Origin of the sequence: Streptomyces cadmiisoli, from assembly GCF_003261055.1 — a bacterium.
GTDB classification, from domain to species: domain Bacteria; phylum Actinomycetota; class Actinomycetes; order Streptomycetales; family Streptomycetaceae; genus Streptomyces; species Streptomyces cadmiisoli.
Map to the genome: position 1 here is coordinate 1,535,950 of NZ_CP030073.1, position 24,007 is coordinate 1,559,956.

The 24,007-nt window shown below is 74.9% G+C and carries 5 protein-coding genes; 2 read left to right on the forward strand and 3 right to left on the reverse strand.

What is annotated here, in order from left to right:
• Window positions 1-143 precede the first annotated feature (143 nt).
• Together DN051_RS06385 and DN051_RS06390 are read left to right on the forward strand one after the other, a co-directional pair.
• Window positions 144-19,040, forward strand: coding sequence for a non-ribosomal peptide synthetase (locus DN051_RS06385; RefSeq protein ID WP_112438190.1), 18,897 nt, complete (start codon window positions 144-146; stop codon window positions 19,038-19,040).
• A 13-nt stretch (window positions 19,041-19,053) separates the two neighbouring features.
• On the forward strand, window positions 19,054-19,263 hold the full coding sequence (locus tag DN051_RS06390; protein WP_112438191.1) for an MbtH family protein: 210 nt from the start codon (window positions 19,054-19,056) through the stop codon (window positions 19,261-19,263).
• A gap of 70 nt (window positions 19,264-19,333) precedes the next feature.
• Here the strand turns inward: DN051_RS06390 and DN051_RS06395 are convergent, their stop codons facing one another.
• The 3 genes from DN051_RS06395 to DN051_RS06405 are packed head-to-tail and all read right to left on the reverse strand — an operon-like array spanning window position 19,334 to window position 23,994.
• Complete coding sequence (locus DN051_RS06395) at window positions 19,334-20,404, reverse strand: iron-siderophore ABC transporter substrate-binding protein (RefSeq protein WP_112438192.1); 1,071 nt, start codon at window positions 20,402-20,404, stop codon at window positions 19,334-19,336.
• Window positions 20,405-20,461: 57 nt separating this feature from the next.
• Complete coding sequence (locus tag DN051_RS06400) at window positions 20,462-22,276, reverse strand: ABC transporter ATP-binding protein (RefSeq protein WP_053760599.1); 1,815 nt, start codon at window positions 22,274-22,276, stop codon at window positions 20,462-20,464.
• Window positions 22,273-23,994, reverse strand: a complete 1,722-nt coding sequence (locus tag DN051_RS06405; RefSeq protein WP_112442097.1) for an ABC transporter transmembrane domain-containing protein — start codon at window positions 23,992-23,994, stop codon at window positions 22,273-22,275. Before DN051_RS06405 ends, DN051_RS06400 begins: the two co-directional genes overlap by 4 nt.
• Window positions 23,995-24,007 lie beyond the last annotated feature (13 nt).

The following is a 24,007-nucleotide window of genomic DNA, read 5'->3' on the forward strand; positions in this document are numbered from 1 at the left end:
TTAACTGTATGCCGCGCCGGGTTCCGTTCCCACCCTGGGGCAAGAAGTCGGAGGACACCCTGTGCATTAGGTAACCCTTACCTTAGTATTTCCGCGATCCCCGGCCCAGGGCCGGGACTCCGACCCGGGGGAGGCGCGCTGCCGTGTGCGGTTCCGAGGAAGTCCTGACCTACTGGCGACGGTTGCTCACACCGCCTCCGCCGGAGGTAGCCCTGCCCACCGACCGGCCCCACCCACCGGAGCCGGCGCCGCGGCGGGAGCACCGCACACTGGCCGGCGTGCCCGACGCCCCGGACGCGGTGCTGCTGGCCGCGTTCGTCGCCCTGCTGCACCGCTACAGCGGGGCCGCGGACCTGACCGTGGGCCACGACGGCCTGCCCGTACGGGTGTCCGTCGCGCACGAGCCCACCGTCCGGGAACTGGTCCGGAGGGTGACCGAGGCCCACGAGGAGGCCGAGACCCACCGGGTGCCGGTCGAGTTGCTGCTCGACGAACTGCGTCCGGCCCCGACCCGCGGCGGCGGCCGGTTCTTCAACTGCGCGCTGGCCACGGCCGGCCGACCGACCGGCGAACTGCCCGGCCCGGTCGACCTGTTGCTGGAGGTCCGCGGCGGCACGGCGCGGGCGACGTACCCGCCGGGTCTGTTCGACGCGACGACGGTGGACCGCCTGCTCGGCCACTACCGGACCCTGCTCCACGACGCCCTCGCCCGGCCCGGGACGCCCGTCGCCCGCCTGGAGCTGATGGGGCGGGACGAGTACCGCCAGGTCGTCCACGACTGGAACGCCACCGAGCACACGGTCCCGCTCGCCACCTGGCCCGCCATGTTCGCCGAGCAGGCCCGGCTGCGCCCCGACTCGGTCGCGCTGGTCTTCGAGGACCAGGAACTCACCTACGCCGAGCTGGACGCCCGGGCCAACCGGCTCGCGCACGCCCTGATCGCGCGCGGCGCCGCTCCCGAGCGCATCGTCGCGCTCGCGCTGCCGCGCTCGGTGGAGCTGATCGTCGCCGAGGTCGCCGTCCTGAAGTCCGGCGCGGCCTATCTGCCGATCGACCACGACTACCCCGCGGACCGCATCGCGTACATGCTCGGCGACGCCGCGCCCAGCTGGCTGGTGACGACGGCCGACTTCGCGCGCGACCTGCCCGCCGCGGACGGCACGACCGTCCTGGCGCTCGACGCGGCGGACACCGTGGCCGAACTGGCCGGCCGTCCGGTCCACGACCCCACCGACGCGGACCGCGGGACGCCCCTGTCGGTCCTGAACACCGCGTACGTCATCTACACCTCGGGTTCCACCGGCCGGCCCAAGGGCGTCGTCCTCGCGCACAGCGGTGTCGCCAAGCTGGTCGCCACGCAGAGCGAGCGGTTCGGCATCGGCCCGCACAGCCGGGTGCTCCAGTTCGCCTCGCCCAGCTTCGACGTGGCCTTCTGGGACCTGTGCCTCGGGCTGCTGTCCGGGGGCCGCCTGGTCGTCGCACCGGCGGAACGGCGGGTGCCCGGCGCGCCCCTCGCCGACTACGCCAACGCGCACGGCATCACGTTCATGATCCTGCCGCCGGCCCTGCTGGCCGCGATGCCCGACGACGTGCTGCTGCCGCCGACCGCCACCCTGCTGGCGGGCACCGAGCGGGTCTCCCCCGAGCTGGTGGGCCGCTACGCGCGCGGACGGATGATGTTCAACGCGTACGGCCCGACCGAGGCCACCACCAACTCCACGCTCGGCCTGTGCGATCCGGACACCCCCGTCGGCGCGATCGTGCCGATCGGCGTGCCCGACCCCGGCACCCGGGCCCATGTGCTGGACGCCTTCCTGCGGCCCGTTCCCGCCGGGGTCACCGGCGAGCTGTACCTGGGGGGCGCCGGACTCGCCCGGGGCTACCTGGGACGCCCGGACCTGACCGCCGAGCGGTTCGTCGCCGACCCGTTCGGCGCGCCCGGCGAGCGGCTCTACCGCACGGGCGACCTGGTCCGCCGGAAGGCCGACGGGCGGCTGGAGTTCCTCGGCCGCGCCGACGCCCAGGTCAAGATCCGCGGCTTCCGCATCGAGCCCGGCGAGATCGAGTCGGTGCTGCGCGGCCACCCGGCCGTCGACCAGGCCACGGTGGTGGTCCGCGAGGACCGGCCCGGCGACCGGCGGCTGGCCGCCTATGTGGTGCCCGCGCTGGAGGCACCGCCCGAGGACGACGCCGACGCGCAGGTCGAGGAGTGGAAGGACCTGCACGAACTCCTCTACGGCGCGGCCGGCGGCGAGGGCCTGCACGAGAACTTCGCCGGCTGGAACAGCACCTACGACGGCCGGCCCATCCCGATCGACGAGATGCGCGAGTGGCGTACGGCGACCGTCGAGCGCATCCGCGGACTCGGTCCGGTCCGCCGGGTGCTGGAGATCGGTGTCGGCAGCGGGCTGATCCTGTCCAGGATCGCGCCGGACTGCGAGACGTACTGGGGCACCGACCTCTCGCACCGGGCGATCGCCGCGCTGCGCGCCCAGGTGGACACCGACCCGGAGCTGGCGGGCCGGGTCGAACTGAGCGCCCGGCCCGCGCACGACACCGACGGGCTGCCCGCCGGGTTCTTCGACACCGTGGTCATCAACTCGGTCGCCCAGTACTTCCCGAGTGCCGAGTACCTCGGTGACGTGCTGCGTGAGGTGTCCGGCCTGCTCGCGCCGGGCGGACGGATCCTCGTCGGCGACGTGCGCAACGCACGCCTGCTGCGCACCCTGCGCGCGGCGGTCGAGACCCGGCGGGCGACCGGCGCGGCGGCCGACGACAAGAGCGCGCTGCGCGCCGCCGTCGACCGTTCGGTGCGCTGGGAGGGCGAACTCCTCCTCGATCCGGACTTCTTCGCCGCGCTGGACGGCTTCGACGCCGACATCCGGCTCAAGCGGGCCGTCCACCACAACGAGCTCAGCCGGTACCGCTACGACGTCGTGCTGCGCCCCGGTCCCCGTGCGACCGCGCCGGAGGAGACCGTGGTCCACTGGTCGGCCCTCGCGGGCCTCGACGGTCTCGCCGCGCTGCTGGCCCGCCGCCCCGGCCGGCTGCGGGTCGCCGGGGTGCCCAACGCGCGCCTGACAGACGACCTCGCGGACCTGTGGCGGCTGGAGGGCAGCGGCCATCAGGCGGCGCCCGGCGCCGACCCCGAGGACGTCCACGCGCTGGCCGCCGAGCACGGCTACCGGGCGGCCCTGACCTGGAACGGGGCCGCCGACGACGGCGCGTTCGACGCCGTACTGGCCACGGAGGGCCCGCTCGTCGGGCTGTACCGGGCCACCGGCGGGCACGCACCCGCCAACCGCCCCGCGCCCTTCCGCGACGTGGCGGCCCTGATGAGGACCCTGCGCGCGCACGCGGCGCAGTGGCTGCCGGACTACATGGTCCCGTCGGCGTTCGTCCCGCTGCACGCGCTGCCCGTCACCCCGAGCGGCAAGATCGACGCGAGGGCGCTGCCCGCGCCCGACCCCTCCGCGCTCAGCGCGGGGCGGCCCGCGCGCACCGCCCGGGAGAATCTGTTGTGCGGGCTGTACGCCGAGGTCCTCGGCCTGGACTCGGTGACGGCGGAGGACGACTTCCTCGCCCTCGGCGGCGACAGCATCACCGCCATCCAACTGCTCATCCGGGCACGGGAGTCGGGCTTCGCGCTGAGCACCCGCGACGTGTTCCGGCACCGCACCGTGGAGGCCCTCGCGCGGGCCGCCGTCGAGCGGGCCGAGGAGGAGGCGGCGAGCACGCCGCTGGTGGACGCCGATCCGGCCGAACTCGCCGGGATCCAGGGCGCCCGGCCGCTCGCCGTCGAGGAGCTGCTGCCGCTCGCGCCGCTCCAGCAGGGCTTCTACTTCCACGCGCTGAGCGGCGGCGACGCCTACGTGGTGCAGCAGGTCCTCGACCTCGCCGGACCGGTCGACGGCGCCGCCCTGCGCCGCGCCGCACAACGCCTGCTGGACCGGCACGCGCCCCTGCGGGCCGCCTTCCGCCGGCGCCCGGACGGCACCCCGGTGCAGATCATCGTCCGGGACGTGGAACTTCCCTGGCGCGAGGTGGACCTCACCGGGCGGGACGCCGCGCTCCGCGAGACGCTCGGCGACGAGGTGGCCGCGCAGGAGCGGGCCGCGGGGTTCGACCTGGCCTCGCCGCCGCTGCTGCGCTGCGCCCTGGTCCGGCTGGGCGAGGAGCGCGGCCGGCTGGTGCTGACCTTCCACCACATCGTGGCGGACGGCTGGTCGTTGCCCGTGCTGCACCGGGAGCTGATGGCGCACTACGGCACGGACACGCCCGCGCTGCCCGCGGTCACGCCGTACCGCGACTTCCTGCGCCGGCTGGCGGCGCGGGACCACGAGGCGGCACGCGAGGCGTGGCGCACCGCGCTGTCCGGGCTCGACGAGCCCACCCGGCTGGTGGGCGCACCGGCCGGGGGTCCGCCGGGACAGCCGGCCCACGTCCGGGTGGAACTGTCCGAGTCGACCACGGCCCGGCTCGGCGAACGGGCCCGTGAACTCGGGGTCACCCTCGGCACGGTGGTGCAGGGGGCCTGGGGGCTGCTGCTGGGCCGGCTGACGGGCCGGGACGACGTGGTGTTCGGCACCACGGTCTCGGGGCGGGACAGCCGGGTCGAGGGCATCACCTCCATGGTGGGTCTGTTCATCAACACGCTGCCGACGCGGTTCCGGTGGGGGCCGGGTGCGACGCTCGGCACCCTGCTGTCCCGGCTCCAGCAGGAGCAGACGCAGCTGCTGGACCACGAGCATCTGGGCCTGGCGGAGATCCAGCGGCTGGCCGGGCACGCGGGTGCGGGTGAACTCTTCGACACCCTCGTGGTGTTCGAGAACTATCCGGCCGAGACGGATCTGCGGGACGCGTCGGGCCGGGTGGCGATCACCGGCGACGCGTTCCACGACGCCGTCCACTACCCGCTCGCCCTCGTGGTCAAGCCGGGCCGGCGACTGGATCTGCGTCTGAAGCACCACTCGGAGCGGCTGGACGGCGACCGGGCCCGTGCGCTCGGCGAGCGGCTGGTCCGCGTCCTGGAGGCGATCGCCGACGACCCGGCCCGGTCCGCCGCCTCCGTCGAGCTGCTGTCCCCGGACGAGGCGCTGCGCGCGCACCCGTCCGGCGAGGACCGGTCCGTGCCGGGAACCACGCTGGCCCAGGCGTTCGCGGCGCAGGTCGCCCGCACCCCCGGGGCGACGGCCGTCGTCTTCGAGGGCGAGCGGCTCACCTACGCCGAACTCGACGCCCGCGCCGAGGCGCTGGCCGGACGCCTGCGGGCCCGGGGCGCCGGCCCCGGCGCGTTCGTCGCGGTCGCCGTCCCCCGGTCCGCCGAGCTGATGGTGGCGCTGCTGGGGGTCCTCAAGTCGGGCGCGGCCTACCTGCCCGTCGACCTGGACTACCCGGCGGACCGCATCGCCCACATGCTGGCCGACTCCGGTGCCGACACCGTCATCACCCTCTCCGCGGCCGCGGACCGCCTGCCGGAACCGAGCCGCGGCGCGGCGCTGCTGCTCGACGCCGGTGCCCCGGCGGCCGAGCAGGTCACGGGCGAGCCGGTCACGGGCAGGCCGGCCGCCCGCCCCGACGACCCCGCCTACCTCATCTACACCTCCGGCTCGACCGGTCTGCCCAAGGGCGTGGTCGTCACCCACCGGGCGATCGTCAACCGGCTCGCCTGGATGCAGGGCGCGTACGGACTGCGCGGCGACGACCGGGTGCTGCAGAAGACCCCGTCGAGCTTCGACGTGTCCGTGTGGGAGTTCTTCTGGCCGCTCCTCGAAGGCGCCGGCGTCGTGCTCGCCCGGCCGGACGGCCACCGCGACCCCGCGCATCTGGCGGCGCTCGTCCGCGAGCAGGCCGTCACCACGATGCACTTCGTGCCCTCCGTGCTGGAGGCGTTCCTGGCGTCCGACGAGGTCACCGGCGATCCCTCCTGGGCGGGGTCGCTGCGCCGAGTGTTCAGCAGCGGCGAGGCCCTGCCCGCCGCCGCGGCGAGCCGCTGGCGGGCCCTGACCGGAGTGCCGCTGCACAACCTGTACGGCCCGACCGAGGCCGCCGTCGACGTCACCCACCACCCGTACGACGCCGGTGAGCCGGCGGTGACGGTGCCCATCGGGCGGCCGGTGTGGAACACGGGCCTGCGGGTGCTGGACACCTGTCTGCGGCCCGTGCCGGACGGTGTGCCGGGCGAGCTGTACCTCACGGGCGTGCAGCTGGCCCGGGGTTACCACGCGCGCCCCGCGCTGACCGCCGAGCGGTTCCCGGCCGATCCGTACGGTCCGCCCGGCAGCCGGATGTACCGCACCGGCGACCTGGTGCGGCGCCGCGCGGACGGGGTGGTGGAGTACCTGGGCCGCACCGACCGGCAGGTCAAGGTCCGCGGCAACCGGATCGAACCCGGCGAGATCGAGGCGGCGCTGGTGGCCCTGCCCGAGGTCGCGCAGGCCGCCGTCACCGTACGGGACGACACCCTCGTCGCCCACGTGGTGCCGTCGGCCGGCGCCGCCCCACAGGCCGGCGACCTGCACGCGGCGCTGGCTGACCGGCTGCCCGCCGCCGTGGTCCCCGGCGCCTGGGTGGTCCTGGACGCCCTGCCGCTCACCCCCAGCGGCAAACTCGACCGTGCCGCGCTGCCCGCCCCGAGCGCCGTGCGTGCCACCGCCCGCGCCCCGCGCAGCGCCGGGGAACGGCTGCTCACGGAGATCTTCGCCGACGTCCTCAAACTGGACGGTGTCGGCATCGACGACGACTTCTTCCTGCTCGGCGGCGACAGCATCAGCTCCATCGCCGTCTCCAGCCGGGCCCGGCGCGGCGGCCTGGCGCTCGGCCCGCGCGACGTCTTCGAGCACCGCACCCCGGCGGCGCTCGCCGCGGCGGCCGGCGTCGCCGAGTCACCATCGGCCGCGCCGGCCCCGTCCGCCCTCGGCCTCACCGACGAGGAGCGCGCCCGGGTCGAGGCGCTGGCTCCCGGCCGGATCGAGGACGTGTGGCCGCTGGCCCCGCTCCAGGAGGGCCTGTTCTTCCACTCCACCTACGACGACGGCGCCCTGGACGTCTACACCGTCCACGAGTCCTTCGACGTCGCCGAGCACGTGGACGCCGGCCGGCTGCGGGACGCCTGCCGGACGCTGCTGGCCCGCAATCCGAGCCTGCGGGCCGGCTTCACCAGCGAAGGGCTGCGCCGGCCGGTGCAGTTCATCGTGCGCGACGCGGACATTCCGCTGACCGAGGTGGACCTGACCGGGCTGCCCCCGGACGAACAGGACCGGCGGACGGCGCGGTTGATGGACGAGGAGCGGTCCCGCCGCTTCGACCTGACGCGTCCGCTGCTGTTCCGCATGCTGCTGGTGCGGCGCGGCGCGGGACGGGGCGACCGGCTGGTGATCGGCCGCCATCTGATCCTGTGGGACGGATGGTCGGCCTGGCTGTTCCTGGACCAGCTGTTCGCGCTCTACGAGAGCGGCGGCGATCCCGCGGGGCTGGACCGCCCCGGCTCCTACCGCGACTACCTGACCTGGCTGGAACGCCAGGACGACGCCGAGGCCGCCGGCGCCTGGCGCCGGGCCCTGGCCGGGTTCGACGAGCCGACGCTGCTGGTGCCCGCCGCCTCCGACGGGGGTCTGGAGCCGGTGATCCCGGAGCACCTGGACGCCACCCTCGACGCGGACGTGGCCGATCGGCTGCGGGAGACGGCGCGCCGCCACGGGCTGACGCTCAACACGGTGCTCAACACCGCCTGGGGCCTGGTGCTCGCCGGCGCCACGGGCCGCGGCGACGTCGCGTTCGGCACGACCGTGGCGGGACGGCCGAGCGAGGTGCCGGACGTCGAGAACGTGATCGGCATGTTCCTCAACACCGTGCCCGCGCGCATCGCGTTCGACCCGCGCGAGCCGGTGCTGGAACTGCTGCGCCGGGTGCAGGGCGAACGGCTGGAGCTGATGCCGTACGAGTACCTGGGACTCGGAGTGCTGCAGGCCGAGTCGGGGCACCGCCGGCTGTTCGACACGCTGTTCGTGCTGCGCAACGCCGACACCGACGAACGGCTCGCCGAGCTGCGCGAGCGGCACGGGGCCACGGCGGTCGCCAACGTGGACGCCACGCACTATCCGGCCAACCTGGTCGTCACACCCGGCGAGCGGATCCGCGTCACCCTCGCCCATCGCCCGGACCTGCTGGACGGGACGTACGCGCGCGGTCTGCTGGACCGGTTCGTGCTGCTGGTCGGGCGGCTGGTCGCCGACCCGGCGGCGCCCGTCGGTTCACTGGATCCGCTGCTGCCGGCCGAGGCCGCCGCGCTGGCCCGCGAGGAGGCCGCGAACCGGCAGCCCGTGCCGCACGAGACGGTGGCGGACATGCTGGCCGCGCAGGCCGCCCGCACCCCCGACGCGACCGCTCTCGTCTTCGGATCGCGGACGGTGACGTACGCCGAACTGGACGCTCGCTGCAACCGCATGGCGCGGCTGCTGATCGCGCGCGGTGCCGGACCCGAGAAGGTGGTGGCGCTCGGGCTGCCCCGCTCGATCGACACGGTGGTGGCGCTGTTCGCCGTGCTGCGGACCGGCGCCGCGTATCTGCCGCTGGAGCTGGACCACCCGGCCGAGCGGCTCTCGCTGATGCTGGCCGACGCCCGTCCGCTGCTCCTGCTGTCGACGGCGGCGGTCTCCGGGACGCTGACGGGCGACACGCCCCGCGTGGCGCTCGACGACCCGGAGGTGGCGGCCGAGCTCGCGGGCCTGTCCGGCGAGCCCGTGCGGGTGTCCTTCTCCCTGGACCACCCGGCGTACGTGATCTACACATCGGGCTCCACAGGTCGCCCCAAGGGCGTGGTCACGCCCTACGCCGGGCTGACGAACATGCAGCTCAACCATCAGAAAGAGATCTTCGCCCCGGCCGTCGCCGCCGCGGGCGGGCGGCGGCTGCGGATCGCGCACACCGTGTCGTTCGCCTTCGACATGTCCTGGGAGGAACTGCTGTGGCTCGTCGAGGGCCACGAGGTGCACATCTGCGACGAGGACCTGCGGCGTGACGCCACCGCGCTGGTGGCGTACTGCGAGGAGCACCGCGTCGACGTGGTGAACGTGACGCCCACCTACGCCCATCTCCTCATCGAGGAGGGGCTGCTGGAGGGGCACCGGCCGCCGCTGGTGCTGCTCGGGGGCGAAGCGGTCACCGAGTCGGTGTGGAACACCCTGCGGGACACCGAGGGGACGTACGGCTACAACCTGTACGGGCCGACCGAGTACACCATCAACACCCTCGGCGGCGGCACCCACGACAGTGCGACGCCGACCGTGGGACGCCCCATCCGCGCGACCCGCGCGCGCCTCCTCGACCCGTGGCTGCGGCCGGTGCCGGACGGTGTGGCGGGCGAGCTGTACATCGCCGGCGTGGGACTGGCCCGCGGCTACCTGGACCGGCCCGCTCTGACCGCCGAGCGTTTCGTGGCCGACCCGTTCGGGCGGCCCGGCGAGCGGATGTACCGCACCGGTGACCTGGTGCGCCGGCGCCCCGACGGCAACCTGGACTTCCTCGGCCGCACCGACGACCAGGTCAAGATCCGCGGGCACCGGGTGGAACTGGGCGAGATCGAGACGGTGCTGGCCCAGCACCCCCGGGTGTCCCAGGCCGCCGTGATCGCCCGTGCCGACACCTCGGCGCCCGGCACCCAGCGGCTGGTGGGCTACGTGGTCCCCGCCGAACTCGACGCCGGGGCCCGCGAGTCGGCCGAGCGCGAGCAGATCGGCGAGTGGCGGGACATCTACTCGGCCGAGTACACGGAGATCGGCACGGCCCTGTTCACCGAGGACTTCGCGGGCTGGGACAGCTCCTACGACGGTGCGCCGATCCCGCTGGAGCACATGCGGGAGTGGCGTGCGGCCACCGTCGAGCGGATCCGGGAGCTCGGTGCGCGGCGCGTCCTGGAGATCGGCGTCGGCTCCGGCCTGCTGCTGTCGCAGCTCGCGCCGGACGCCGAGGCGTACTGGGCGACCGACTTCGCGGCGCCGGTGATCCGCAAGCTCGGCGAGGACCTCGAGGCCGATCCCGCGCTGGCCCGGAAGGTGGAGTTGCGCTGCCAGGCCGCCGAGGTCACCGACGGTCTGCCGGCCGGCTTCTTCGACACGATCGTCATCAACTCCGTCGTGCAGTACTTCCCGAGTCTGGACCACCTGCGCAAGGTGATCCGGGGCGCCATGGGCCTGCTCGCACCGGGCGGCGCCCTGTTCCTCGGCGATGTGCGCGACCTGCGCCAGGCGCGGGTGTTCCAGACCGGCATCCAGCTCGCCCGCGCGGGCGCGGACGCCGATCCGGCAGGCCTGCGCGGCGCGGTGGACCGGGGCCTGGCGCTGGAGAAGGAACTCCTGGTCGATCCGGACTGGTTCACCACCCTGGGCGTCGGCGTCGACCTGCGCACCAAGGCGGGCCGGCACCACAACGAGCTGACGCGGTACCGCTACGACGTGGTGCTGTACGCGGACCGGGCGGGCGCCCTGCGCCTGGACGACGCGCCCGTGCTGGACTGGACCGGCCCCGCCGAGGTCACCGGCCGCCTGGACTGCGCCGGGCCGCTGCGGGTCCGCGGGATCCCGGACGCGCGCACGGCCGCCGACCTGGCCGCCGTGCACTCGATGGACACCGGCCGGACCCCCTTCCCCGGGACGGCGGGCGTGGACCCGGAGGACCTGAGGGAGCTGGGCGCGGCCCACGGCCACCACGTCCTGACCACCTGGTCGCACGAAACCGGCCTGTTCGACGCCGTGTTCGTCCCCGCCGCGGCACGCCGGCCGCGCACGAGCGGCCTGTACCTGGCCCGCGCGGACCGCGGCGCGGCCCCGTACGCCAACACCCCGACGGCCACCCGCGGCCACGGGGCCCTGGTCCGGCTGCTGCGCGAGGACCTCGGGCAGCGGCTGCCGGGGTACATGGTCCCGGCCGCCTTCGTGGTGCTGCCGCGGCTGCCGATGAACGACAACGGCAAGCTCGACGTGCGGGCGCTGCCGGACGCCGAACCCGCGGTGGCCCTGTCGCGGGGACGCGGTCCGCGCACCCCGGTGGAGGAGGTGCTGTGCCGGCTGTTCGCCGAGGTGCTGGGACTGCCCCGCACCGGCGCGGAGGACGACTTCTTCGAGCTGGGCGGCCACTCGCTGCTGGCGACCCGGCTGATCAGCCGGGCGCGTACCGAACTGGGTGCCGAGCTGGCGATCCGCGACCTGTTCGAGGCCCCGACCCCCGAGGCGCTGGCGCTGCGGGCGGAGGCGGGACGGCCCTCCCGTCCCGTGCTGGAGGCCGTGCGCGAGCGGCCCGCGCGGATCCCGCTGTCGGCCGCCCAGCGGCGGCTGTGGCTGGTGGAGCGGATCACCGGCGGCGGGGTCGCGTACAACTTCCCGCTGGTGTTCCGGCTCCGCGGCACGCTGGACGTCGACGCCCTGCGGTTCGCGCTGCTGGACGTGACGGACCGCCATGAGGCGCTGCGGACACGCTTCCTGGAGGGGGACGGCGAGCCGTACCAGTGGATCGCGGCGCCCGGCGAGGCCGAGCCCCGCTTCCAGGTGGCCGACTGCGCGGAGGACGAGCTGGCCGCCCGGATCGAGGACGCCCAGCGCCGGCCCTTCGACCTGGGCGCGGAACTCCCGGTGCGGGCCGAGGTGCTGCGGCTCGGCCCGGCCGACCACGTGGTCGCGCTGGTGCTGCACCACATCACCACCGACGAGTGGTCGGACCGGCCGTTCCTGGCCGACCTCCACCGCGCCTACGCGGCGCGTGCCGCCGGGCGGGCGCCGGAGACGGCCCCCCTGCCGGTGCAGTACGCGGACTACACGCTGTGGCAGGAACGTCTGCTCGCCGACGTCGGGGAGGGGCAACTCGCCCACTGGACCGGCGTCCTGAGCGATCTGCCGGAGGAGATCGCGCTGCCGCTGGACCGCCCGGGGGCGGCCCGGACCACGGGCCGGAGCGCCGTCGTCCGTACGACCCTGCCGGACGGGACCGGGGCGGCGCTGCGCGAGCTGGCCGCGTCCCAACAGGTCAGCATGTTCATGCTGTTCCAGGCGGCGACGGCGGCGCTGCTGCACCGGCTCGGCGCCGGGGACGACATCCCGCTCGGCGCGCCCATCGCGGGCCGCACCGACAGTGCCGTGGACGACCTCGTCGGCTTCTTCGTCAACACGCTGGTGCTGCGCACCGACCTGTCCGGCGACCCGTCCTTCGCCGCGCTCCTCGGCCGGGTCAGGGAAGCCGCGCTGGCCGCCTTCGAGCACCAGGACGTGCCGTTCGACCGGGTGGTGGAGGCGGTCAACCCGACCCGTGTCGCCGACCGCAACCCGCTGTTCCAGGTGATGCTCGGCTACCACCACCGGCCCGACGGCGACCCGGACCTGTTCGGGCTGCCGACCGAGTGGTTCGACATGGACACCGGCATGGCCAAGTTCGACCTGGACTTCACCGTCGTCGACCACGGCCCGGGCCGCGACATGGCGCTGCTGCTGGAGTACGCCACCGATCTCACCGACGCCGGCACGGCACAGTCCCTCGTCGAGCGGCTGCTGGGCCTGCTGGAGCAGATCGCCCGCGACCCGGCACGACCGGTGAGCGCCCTTCGGGTGCTGACCGGCGAGGAGGAGTCGGCCGCGGCGAACACGTGGAACGACACCGCCCGCCCGCTGGAGACCCGTACGGTCCCGGAGATCCTGGCCGACGTCGTACGCGACCGTCCCGACGCCCCGGCGCTGGTCGCCGGACGGACCCGGCTGACGTTCCGGGAACTGTCGCGGCGGGCGGACGCGGTGGCGGGGCTGCTGCTGGACCGGGGCGCCGGAGCCGAGACGGTGGTCGGGCTGGCCCTGCCCCGCGACCTGACGGTGCCGGCGCTTCTCGGGGTGCTCAGGTCCGGCGCGGCCTATCTGCCGCTGGACCCCGAACACCCCGCGGAGCGGCTGGAGTTCATGCTGCGCGACGCGGCGCCGCTGTGCGTGCTCACCACCCGCGCCCTCGCGCCGAGGCTGCCGGAGGGCTGCCCGCGGGTCCTGCTGGACGACCTCGACGAGCACCCGGTCCGGGGGGCGGTGCCGCCGGCACCGCCGGCCGCCTCGAGCGCCGCCTATGTCATCTTCACCTCCGGCTCCACCGGCCGGCCGAAGGGCGTCGTCGGCACCCACCGCGGTCTGAGCAATCTCTTCGCGGCGCACCGGGACGGCCTGATCGGTCCCGCCGAGCGGGCCGCGGGACGGACCCGGCTGCGGGCCCTGCACTCCGCGTCGTTCAGCTTCGACGGCTCCTGGGACCCGCTGATCTGGCTGCTGGCCGGCCATGAACTGCACGTGACCGACGAGGCCACGATGGCGGATCCCGCCGCGCTGCTGGCGTATCTGGGCCGGGAGCGGATCGACTACGTCGACCTCACCCCGACCTATCTGCGCGAGCTGATCCACCACGGGTTCCTGGAGCCCGGCGGCCAGGTGCCCGGCGTGATCACCGTCGGCGGCGAGGCGACCCCGGCGCCGCTGTGGGAGCGGCTGTGCGCCCTGCCCGGCGTGCAGGCGCACGACCTGTACGGGCCGACCGAGTGCGCGGTCGACGCCTACGGCTGGCACCACGACGCCTCCGGACGCCGGGCCGGGCCCGTGGACAACGTCCGCGCCCATGTGCTCGACGGGCGGCTGCGGCCGGTGCCGGCGGGCGTGCCGGGCGAGCTGTATCTGGCCGGCGCGGGTCTGGCCCGGGGGTATCTGCACCGGGCGGGACTGACCGCCGAGCGGTTCACGGCCGACCCGTTCGGCCCGCCCGGCGGCCGGATGTACCGCACGGGCGACCTCGCGCGGCGCCGCCGGGACGGCTCCCTGGAGTTCCTGGGGCGGGCCGACGACCAGGTCAAGCTGCGCGGTTTCCGTATCGAACCCGGGGAGATCGAGGCACTGCTGACCGGGCTCCCGCAGGTGAACTCCGCCGCGGTGGTCGTCCGTGAGGACAGCCCCGGTGTGCGCCGGCTCGTCGCGTACGTCCTGCCGGCCGGGGAAGCCGACCCGGACCCGGCGGAGCTGCGCGGCCGTCTCGCGGCGGCGCTGCCCTCGCACATGGTGCCCGCGGCCTTCGTGACCGTGGCCGCCCTGCCGCGCACGGTCGCCGGCAAGCTCGACGAGAAGGCCCTGCCGGCGCCGGACTTCGCCGCCCTCACCTCGGGCCGCAGGCCGCGCACCGCGCGCGAGGACCTGCTGTGCGAGGCGTTCGCCGCGGTCCTCGGTGTGCCCGAGGTCGGCATCGACGACGACTTCTTCGCGCTGGGCGGGCATTCGCTGCTGGCCATGCGGCTGACCGCCCGGATCCGCGCGGTGCTCGGGACCGAGGTGTCGCTGCGCACCGTGTTCGACGCGCCCACCGTGGCCCGGCTCGCGGAGCGCCTGACGCAGGACGGCACGCCGGGCCTGTCCGCCCGGCCGGCGCTGACGGTCCGTCCGCGCCCCGCGCGGCTGCCCCTGTCCTCCGCCCAGCAGCGCCTGTGGGTGCTGTACCAGGTGGAGGGCCCCAGCCCCACGTACAACATCCCGTCCGCCTGGCGGCTGACCGGTGCGCTGGACGTCGAGGCGCTGCGCGCCGCCGTGCACGACCTGGTGGTGCGGCACGAGACCCTGCGCACCGTCTTCCCCGACGAGGAGGGCCGGGCGTTCCAGCGGGTGCTGGCGCCGGCGGAGGTCCGCGTCCCGTTCGAGGTGGTGGACACGGACGCGGAGCGGCTCGGCGGGCTGCTGGCGCGGGCCGGGGCGTACGGCTTCGCGCTGGAGAGCGAAGCGCCGCTGCGCGTCCATGTGTTCCGCACCGGCGAGGAGGAGTGGACGCTGCTGCTCCTGCTGCACCACATCGCCGGCGACGAGTGGTCGGAGGCCCCCCTGCACCGGGATCTGGCCCTCGCCTACGCGGCGCGCGCCGAGGGGCGGGCCCCGGACTGGGCACCGCTGCCGGTCCAGTACGCCGACTACACGCTGTGGCAGCGGGATCTGCTCGGCGACGAGCAGGACCCCGCCAGTCCGGCCGCCCGCCAGATCGCCCACTGGCGGCGGGCGCTGGCCGGGCTGCCGGAGGAGCTGGCGCTGCCCCACGACCGGCCCAGGCCGCTGGAGGCCACCTACCGGGGCGGCGCGGCCGATCTGTCCCTGGACGCGGGACTGGCGGCGGATCTGCACCGGTTGGCGCGCGACCACGGCGTCAGTGTGTTCATGGTGCTCCAGGCCGCCGTGGCGACCCTGCTGAACCGGCTGGGCGCGGGCCATGACATCCCGATCGGCAGTCCGATCTCCGGCCGCACGGACGCGGCACTGGAGGACCTGGTCGGCTTCTTCCTCAACACGCTGGTGCTGCGCACCGACACCTCCGGCGATCCGACGTTCCGGGAGCTGCTGGCCCGGGTGCGGGAGACCGACCTGGCCGCCTTCGACCACCAGGACGTGCCCTTCGAGCGGCTGGTGGAGGTGCTCAATCCGGCGCGGTCGCTCGCCCGGCACCCGCTGTTCCAGGTGATGGTGGTGTACCTGGCGGCCGGCGGCGAGGACGCGGGCCTGCCCGGGCTGCGCTCCCACCGGGACGAGGTGGCGCAGACCACCGCCAAGTTCGACCTGTCCTTCGACTTCGTGGAACGCGGTGACGGCACCGGAGTCGACGGTGTGCTGGAGTACAGCGCCGACCTGTTCGACCCGGCGACCGCGCGGTCCTTCGCGGACCGCCTGCGGCGCGTGCTGCGCGCGGTGACGGCCGACCCGGACGTCACCGTGGGGCGCGTGGACATCCTCGGCGAGGACGAGCGGCGCCGCCTCGTCGAGGGCTGGCACGGCCGGCCGCCCGTCGCGGCGCCCACCACGGTGCCCGAACTGTTCGCGGAGCAGGTACGGCGGTCCCCCGGACTGCCCGCCGTGGCGTCCGACGGCGTCGAGCTGACCTTCGCGGAACTCGACGCGGAGTCCGACCGGCTCGCGCGGCTGCTGGCCGAGCTGGGCGCGCGGCCGGAGCGGTTCGTGGCCCTGGCGCTGCCCCGTACGGCGCGGTTCATGGTGGCCGTCCTCGCGGTGCACAAGGCGGGAGCGGCCTATCTGCCGCTCGACCCCGACGCGCCGGTGGACCGTACCGCCGACGTGCTCGAGGACGCCCGGCCGGTGCTGACGCTGACCACCCGGGACCTCGTGGACGTCCTGCCCCCGCAGGCGGCGACGCTGGTGCTGGACGATCCCGCGACGGCCGCGCGGATCGCCGCCCTCGATGCGGCCGGCCCCGGCGGCGCCGAGCGGGTCCGCCCGCCGGAGCCGCGGCACCCGGCCTACGTCATCTACACCTCCGGCTCCACGGGCCGGCCGAAGGGTGTCGTGATCACCCACGAGACCCTCGGCAACCTCTTCCACAGCCATCGCGAGACGCTGTACGCGCCGGCCGTCGAGAGCACCGGCAGGAGGCATCTGCGGGCGGGCCACGCCTGGTCCTTCTTCTTCGACGCCTCCTGGCAGCCGCAGCTGTGGCTGCTGGACGGCCACTGTGTGCACATCGTGTCCGAGGAGGCGCGGCGCGACCCCGAACTGCTCGCCGCGGCCGTGCGTGAGCACCGCTTCGACTTCCTGGAGGTCACCCCGTCGCTGTTCACGCAGATGGCCGACAGCGGCCTGCTGGACGGCGACGACTGCCCGCTGTCCGTGGTCGGAGTGGGCGGCGAGGCCGTTCCGGTCCCGCTCTGGCGGCGTCTGGCCGGGCTGCGCGGCACCGCGGCGTTCAACCTCTACGGCCCGACGGAGTCGACCGTGGACGCCCTGGTCGCGCGGGTGCGCGACAGTGAACGCCCGCTCGTGGGGCGGCCGGTGGCGGGCACCCGGGCCCATGTGCTGGACGGGCTGCTCCAGCCGGTGCCGCCGGGGGTGACCGGTGAGCTGTACCTGGCGGGCGGCGGACTGGCCCGCGGCTATCTGAACGGTCCGGCACCGACCGCGGAGCGGTTCGTGGCCGACCCGTTCGGCGGGCCCGGATCGCGGCTGTACCGCACCGGCGACCTGGCGCGCTGGACCGCCGACGGGCGGCTGGACTACCTCGGACGCGCCGACGACCAGGTCAAGATCCGCGGTTTCCGCGTGGAACCCGCCGAGATCGAGTCCGTCCTCACCGGTCATCCGGCGGTCGGCCAGGCCCTGGTGACGGTACGGCAGGACGGCCCGCGCAAGATGCTCGTGGCGTACGTGGTCGCCGCCCCGGACACCGCCCCGGACCCGGCACAGCTGCGCGGCCATGTCGCCGCCCGGCTCCCCGACCACATGGTGCCGGCGGCCGTGGTGGTCCTGGAGCGGTTCCCGCAGCTCGCCAACGGCAAGCTGGACCGGGCCGCGCTGCCCGCACCCGACTTCTCCGCCCTCACCTCGCGGCGCGCTCCGGCGACCCCCGTGGAGGAGGCGCTGTGCGCGGTGTTCGCCGATGTGCTGGGGCTGGCGAGGGTGGGGGTGGACGACGACTTCTTCGCCCTGGGCGGGGACAGCATCGTCGCGATGCAACTCGTCGGCCGGGCCCGTTCGGCGGGCGTCCGGATCACGCCGCGGCTGGTGTTCCGGCACCGTACGGTGGCGGCGCTCGGCGCGGTCGCCGAGTCCGTGACGGCCGCGCCGCGCCCGGAGGACGACGGGACGGGCACGCTCCCGCTCACCCCGGTGATGCACTGGCTGCGTGAGCTGGGCGGCCCGTTCGCGACCTACCACCAGGCGGCCCTCGTCCGTACCCCGGCCGAGCTGGACCTGCCCGGCCTGACCGCAGTGCTCCGGGCGCTGGCCGACCGGCACGACCTGCTGCGGGCGCGGCTGGTGCGGCCCTCGCCCGACGACACCGAGGACTGGTCGCTGCACGTGCCGCCGGCCGGCTCCGTCGACGCCGCCGGGTGGATCGACCGGGTCGACGTCGCCGCCCTCGACGCGCGGGCTCTGGCGGAGGCGGTGCGCGAGCAAGCGCACCGGGTACGGGCGCTGCTCGACCCGGACGCCGGGGTGATGGTCAGGGCCGTGTGGTTCGACGCGGGCGACGCGCCGGGACGGCTGCTGCTGATGGCCCACCACCTGGTGGTGGACGGCGTGTCCTGGCGGGTGCTGCTGCCGGACCTGGCGGTCGCCTGGCGGGACGTCCGGGCCGGACACGCGGTGCGGCTCGGCCCGGTCGAGACCTCGTTCGCCCGCTGGTCCCGGCTGCTGTCCGAGCTGGCCGCGGATCCGGCGCGGGAGGCGGAACTGCCCGTGTGGACCGAGGCCCTGGACGGCGGTACGGAGCCCTTCCCGCTCCTGCGCGACGTGGACCCGGACCGCGACACCACCGCGACCCGGCGGGAGCTGGTCCTGCGGCTGCCCGCCGAGCGCACCGGTCCGCTGCTGTCCTCGGTGCCTGCCGCGTTCGGAGCGGACGTCAACGACGTGCTGCTGGCCGGGCTGGCGCTGGCCTTCGCCGACTGGCGGCGCCGCCGCGGCGGGTCCGACACCTCCGTGCTGGTCGACCTGGAGGGCCACGGCCGCGAGGAGGAACTGGCCGGGGACGGCGTCGACCTGTCGCGCACGGTGGGCTGGTTCACCAGTGTGTTCCCGGTGCGGCTCGACGCGGGCGGCGCCGATCCGGCCGAGGCGTTCGCGGGCGGCGAGGCGGCGCGGGACGTCGTACGACGGGTGCGCGAGCATCTCACGTCGCTGCCCGCAGCCGGTGTCGGCTACGGCATGCTGCGCCACCTCAACCCCCGGACGCGCGAGGTCCTGGCCGGACGCGGGTCGCCGCAGGTGGAGTTCAACTACCTGGGCCGGTTCGGTCTCCCCGAGGAGGCGGACTGGTCGTACGCGCCCGAGGAGGACGCCGCCGACATCGGCGCGGAGGGCTCGATGCGCGAGGGCCACGCGCTGGAGATCAACGTGGTGACCGAGGACCGGGCGGACGGGCCGGTGCTCTCCGCCCACTGGGGCCACCTGGAAGGGGTGTTGTCGCACGAGACGGTCCAGGACCTCGCCGAGACCTGGTTCCGGGCACTGGAAGGTCTGATCACGTGGGCGGAGAGGAACCGCCGGCCATGAGAAAGGGAAACGTATGAGCAATCCGTTCGAGGACCCCGACGGCGTCTACCTGGTCCTGGTCAACGACGAGAACCAGCACAGCCTCTGGCCGGACTTCGTGGACGTGCCGGCCGGCTGGCGGGTGGTCCACGGCCCCGCGTCACGGCCGTCGTGCCTGGAGCACGTGGAGAAGCACTGGACCGACATGCGGCCCCGCAGCCTGGCCGAGTCCATGGACGGCTGACCGCGCACAAAAGGCGGGGCCGGCCGCGGCTGATGTCCGCGGCCGGCCCCGTTCGCGTGGTGCGGCGCCGTCAGGACGCCGGCTGCTCGACCTTCGTGTCCGCCTTGCCGTCGACGGCCGCGGCAAGCTGCGGGACCAGCCGCTCCACGACGTAGGGCAGGCTGAGCGCGGAGACGAAGGAGGTGGCGTTGCCGTAGTCGCTGGTCTCCTGGACGAAGACCTCGCGGCCCTCCTTGACGACGTTCAGGTCCTTGTACGACGCGTCCTTGTGGAGCTTGCCGGAGTCCTTGGCGACGTCGCCGACGATCCACACCAGGGCGTCCCGGTCGAGCAGGTCGGTGCGCTCCTTGCTGACGTTCGCGCCGAACTGGTCGCCGATCACCTTGTCGAGGTCCTCGGGCAGGGTGAAGCCGAGTTCGGTGAGCAGGCGGGAGCGCGCGTCCTGGCTGCCGAAGACGAACATGCCCTCGTACGGCGTGGCCATGAGGGCGGTGGCGTTCTTGAACTCGGGCTGCTCGGCGGCGGCCGCGGCGATGCTGTCCTCGGTGGCCTTGACGACCTTGCCGGCCTCCTCCGGCTTGCCGAGGGCCTGGCCGACCGTCTCGGTCAGCTCCTGCCACGGGACGCCGTAGTCGCTGTACTCCTTCGGCTGGGCGACGACGGGCGCGAACTTGGACAGCGACTCGTACTGCTCCTTGGTGAGGCCGCTGTAGACCGCGAGGATCAGGTCCGGCCGGAGCGCGGCGATCTTCTCCACCTGCGGGCCGGTGCCGGTGTCCTTGAGCACGGTCGGTGCCTCGGCCCCGCCGAGCTTGTCCTGGGCCCAGGGGCCGATGGCGCCGTCGTAGCCGCCGAGCCACTCGGTGGTGCCGACCGGCACCTTGCCGAGGGCGAGGACGGCGTCCTGGTCGGTCAGGCCGACCGTGACGATGCGCTTCGGCTCGGACTTGACGGTCGTACTGCCGTACTTGTGGGCGACGGTGACCGGGAAGGCGGACTCGCCGGAGCTGCTCGCCTCGGCGCCGGCGCCCGCCGTGCCGGATCCTGAGTCGTCGCCGCCGCAGGCGGTGACGGTGGCGAACAGCATGACGGCCGAGGCGAGCGCGGCGGCGAGCCGGGGCACTCTGCGCGAGCGGAACATGGTGGTCCTTCGTGTCGGGTTCTGGTGGAGTGGTGCGGTGCGGGGGGTGGTGGTTCCTCAGGTGCGGGTGTCCGACCAGGCCTCCCAGAGAGCGGCGTAGCGTCCCCCGGCGGCGCGCAGTCGGTCGTGGGCGCCGGACTCGACGACGCGGCCGGCCTCCATGACGACGACGCGGTCGGCGAGTGCGGCCTGGCTGAGGCGGTGGGCGACGATCAGCGCGGTGCGGCCGTCCACGGCGCGGGCGACCGCCTTCTCCAACGCGCGCGCTCCGGCGCTGCCGGCCTCCGCGGTGGCCTCGTCGAGGATCACCAGGGGCGGATCGGCGAGGATCAGCCGGGCCAGCGCGAGGGCCTGCGTCTGCGCGCCGCTGAGCCGGTGGCCGCCCTCCCCCACCACCGTGTCGAGGCCGTCGGGCAGTGCCTGCGCCCAGCCGAGGGCGTCGACGCGGTCGAGCGCGGTGCGCAGTTCGTCGTCGGTGGCGTCCGGGGCGGCGAGCCGGAGGTCGTCGGCGAGCGGGCCCGCGAAGACATGGACCTCCTGCGTGATCAGGGCGACGGTGCGGGAGCCGGCCGCGGAACCCGGTTCGGCCGGGGGCGATCCGCCGACCAGGACGGTGCCCGAGGTGGGCGGCTGGATACCGGCGACGATCCGCGCCAGGGTGGTCTTGCCGGCGCCGCTGGCGCCGACGAGCGCGACCCGCTCCCCCGGCCGGATCGCCAGGTCGATGTCGTGCAGGACGGGGTGCCCGGTCCGGTAGGCGTGGCTGAGGCCGCGCACGGTGACGCCGATGCCGTGCGTCTCGACCGGCGGCTGCGGCTTCGGGGGCGGCGGCTGATCGGTGACGCCGACCAGCCGGGCCAGGCCCGCCGTCGCCGACTGGGCGTCGTCCAGGAGCGCGAGGGCGGCGTTGACGGGGCCGAACAGGCTGTGGAAGTAGAGGGCGGCGGCCGTCGCCGTGCCGATCGACGCGGACCCCTGGCGGACCAGCCAGTAGCCGGTGATCAGGACGGCGGCCAGTCCGATGTACTCGGCGATGTGCAGGCGGCTGTAGAAGCCGAGGACGAGCCGGACGCCCCGCATCGTCAAGTCGACCAGCGACCACGACCGTTCGGTGACCCGCTCGGTGTGCTCGCGCTCCAGCCGGAACGCCCGGATGGTGGAGCTGCCGCCGATGGTGTCGAGCAGTTGCTGCTGCTGGGCGCTGCCGGCGACACGCTGCTCGGCGTAGAGCGGCACGGCACGGGCCACGTACCAGCGCGCGGTGGCCGCCTGCACGGGTACCGCCAGCAGGGCGGCCAGCAGGAACCGCCAGTCGAGCAGGGCCATCGCGCCGAGGGTCAGGACGATGGTCAGCAGTGAACGGGCCAGTTCCGGCAGCGCGTTGCGGACGGCCTCGGCGATCAGGGACACGTCCGCGGTGACCCGGGCGGTCAGGTCACCGGCGCCGGCCCTCTCGACGCGTTCCAGGGGCAGTGCCAGGGCCCGCTCCACGAACCGCTCGCGCAGCAGGGCCAGGGTGGACTCGCCGAGGCGGGAGATCAGCGACAGGCCGAACCCGGTGGTGACGCCCTGCGCCACGGCGACGGCCACGAGGAGCGCGGCGGCGGTGGTGACGGCGTCGGCCGCCCCGCGGTCGGCGGCCAGGTCGACGATCCGCCCGAGCAGGGGCTGCACGAGCAGGCCGAGCGCGGTGGAGCCGACCATCACGGTGAACGCGGCCAGGACCAACGGCCCACGCGGACGCAGCAGTTCGGCGACGGCCCGGCGGGTGCGCGCCGGCGTCGCGACGGGGAGCAGCGGGGACTCGGTCCGGCCGCCGTCCGGTGGGGCGGGGTGCCGGTCCTCGCGCTGCTCGGCCCGGGATCCGGTCATGTGAGCACCGCCGTACGGTAGGCCGCGTTGTCGCGGGCCAGTCGGTCGTGGGGGCCGTCCGCGGTGACCCGGCCGGTTTCGAGGAGGACGACCCGGTCGGTCGCCGCGAGGAGGGCGGGGCTGTTGGTCACTATGACGGTGGTGCGCTCCCGCCGGAGGTCCCTGATCCCGGCGGCGATCCGCACCTCGGTGACGGCGTCGACGGCGGTGGCGGGCTCGTGGACGACGAGCACCGGTGGGTCGGCGGCCAGGGCCCGGGCCAGGGCGACACGTTGGCGCTGGCCGCCGGAGAGCGAGCGTCCGCGGGCGGTGACGGCCGTGGCGGTGCCGTCGGGCAGCGCGCGGGCGACCTCGTCCGCCCCGGACGCGGCCAGCGCGTCGGCGACGGTCACCGGTGAACGGGCACCGGCCACGGCGGGCACCACCGCGGTGACGTTCTCCAGGAGAGTGCCGTCGAACAGGTCCGCGTCGTGCTCGGCGACCAGGATCGCGGCGCGCGCGTCCGTCAGCGCGAGGGCGGTCAGTTCCGCGCCGTCCAGTTCCACCGCGCCCTCGTCGGGGTCGGCGCGGCGGCCGAGGCAGCGCAGCAGTGCCACGGCGTCGGCGGGGTCGGTGACGGCGACGCCGACCGTCTCACCGGGCGCCACGTCCAGGTCCACCCGCCGCAGGGTCGCGTGCGACAGTCCGCGCAGCCGCAGCCGGCCCTCGGTGGCGCGGGGCACGGCGGCGGGCCGGCGGCTGTCCCGCGGTACGGCGGCGGGGGCGTCGAGGATCCCGGCGATCCGGGCGGCGGAGGCACGGCCCTGGGCCAGTTCCGCGTTGACCCAGGCGAACTCGGAGAGCGGTCCGATGAGGAACAGGGCCAGGCCGACGGACGAGACGAGTTCCCCGAGGCCGATGTCGCCGCGTGCGGCGAGCCGTCCGCCGACGAGGGCCACCAGCGCGATGAAGGTCCCGGTCAGGATGGTCACGACCCCGCTCTGCCAGGCTTCGGCGCGGGCCGCGCGCAGGGTCGCGGCGAGCGAGTCGCGGCTGGTGCGCCGGTAGCGGGCGACGGCCGCCGGCCCGGCGCCGATGCCCTTCAGCACCCGCAGTCCGGCCACCAGGTCCGCGGCGACTCCGGAGGCGCGTCCCGCACGTTGCTGCTCGGTCTCGCTGCGCCGTTCCAGGGGTTTGCTCAGCAGGTGCCCGAGCCACAGCAGCAGCGGTGTGCCGAGGAGGACAAGAAGGCCGAGGACGAGCGAGACCCGGAGCAGCGCCACGGCGCTGACCACCAGGCCGGCCGTGGCCGAGACGGCGACGATGACCGCCATGGTCACCGCGCCGACCCGTCTGGCGTCCTCGGTGGCGATGCTCGCCAGTTCACCCGGCAGCCGGCCTTCGTCCGCACCGCCCTCGGGGGCGAGGACGCGGCCGGTCAGCCGGACCCGGAGCTGGTGCGCCGCGGTCACGGAGGCCCGTTCGCCGGCCCTGGCCGAGCGGCGGAAACTGAAGGAGAGCCCGACGTAGACGAGGGCCAGGGCACCGAGCCACAGCAGCAGTCCGGGGAAGTCGCCGCGGACGACGCCCTGTTCGATCGCCAGGCCGATCAGCACCGGGACCAGGGCCTCGCCCGTCTGGTGCGCCATGCCCAGGACCGCGCCCGTTACGACGTCCCGGCGTTGTCCGACGACCGACCGACGCAGAACGCTCCGCCCCGCTGGGTCCGCTTTTCTCACGTATCCCTCCGGA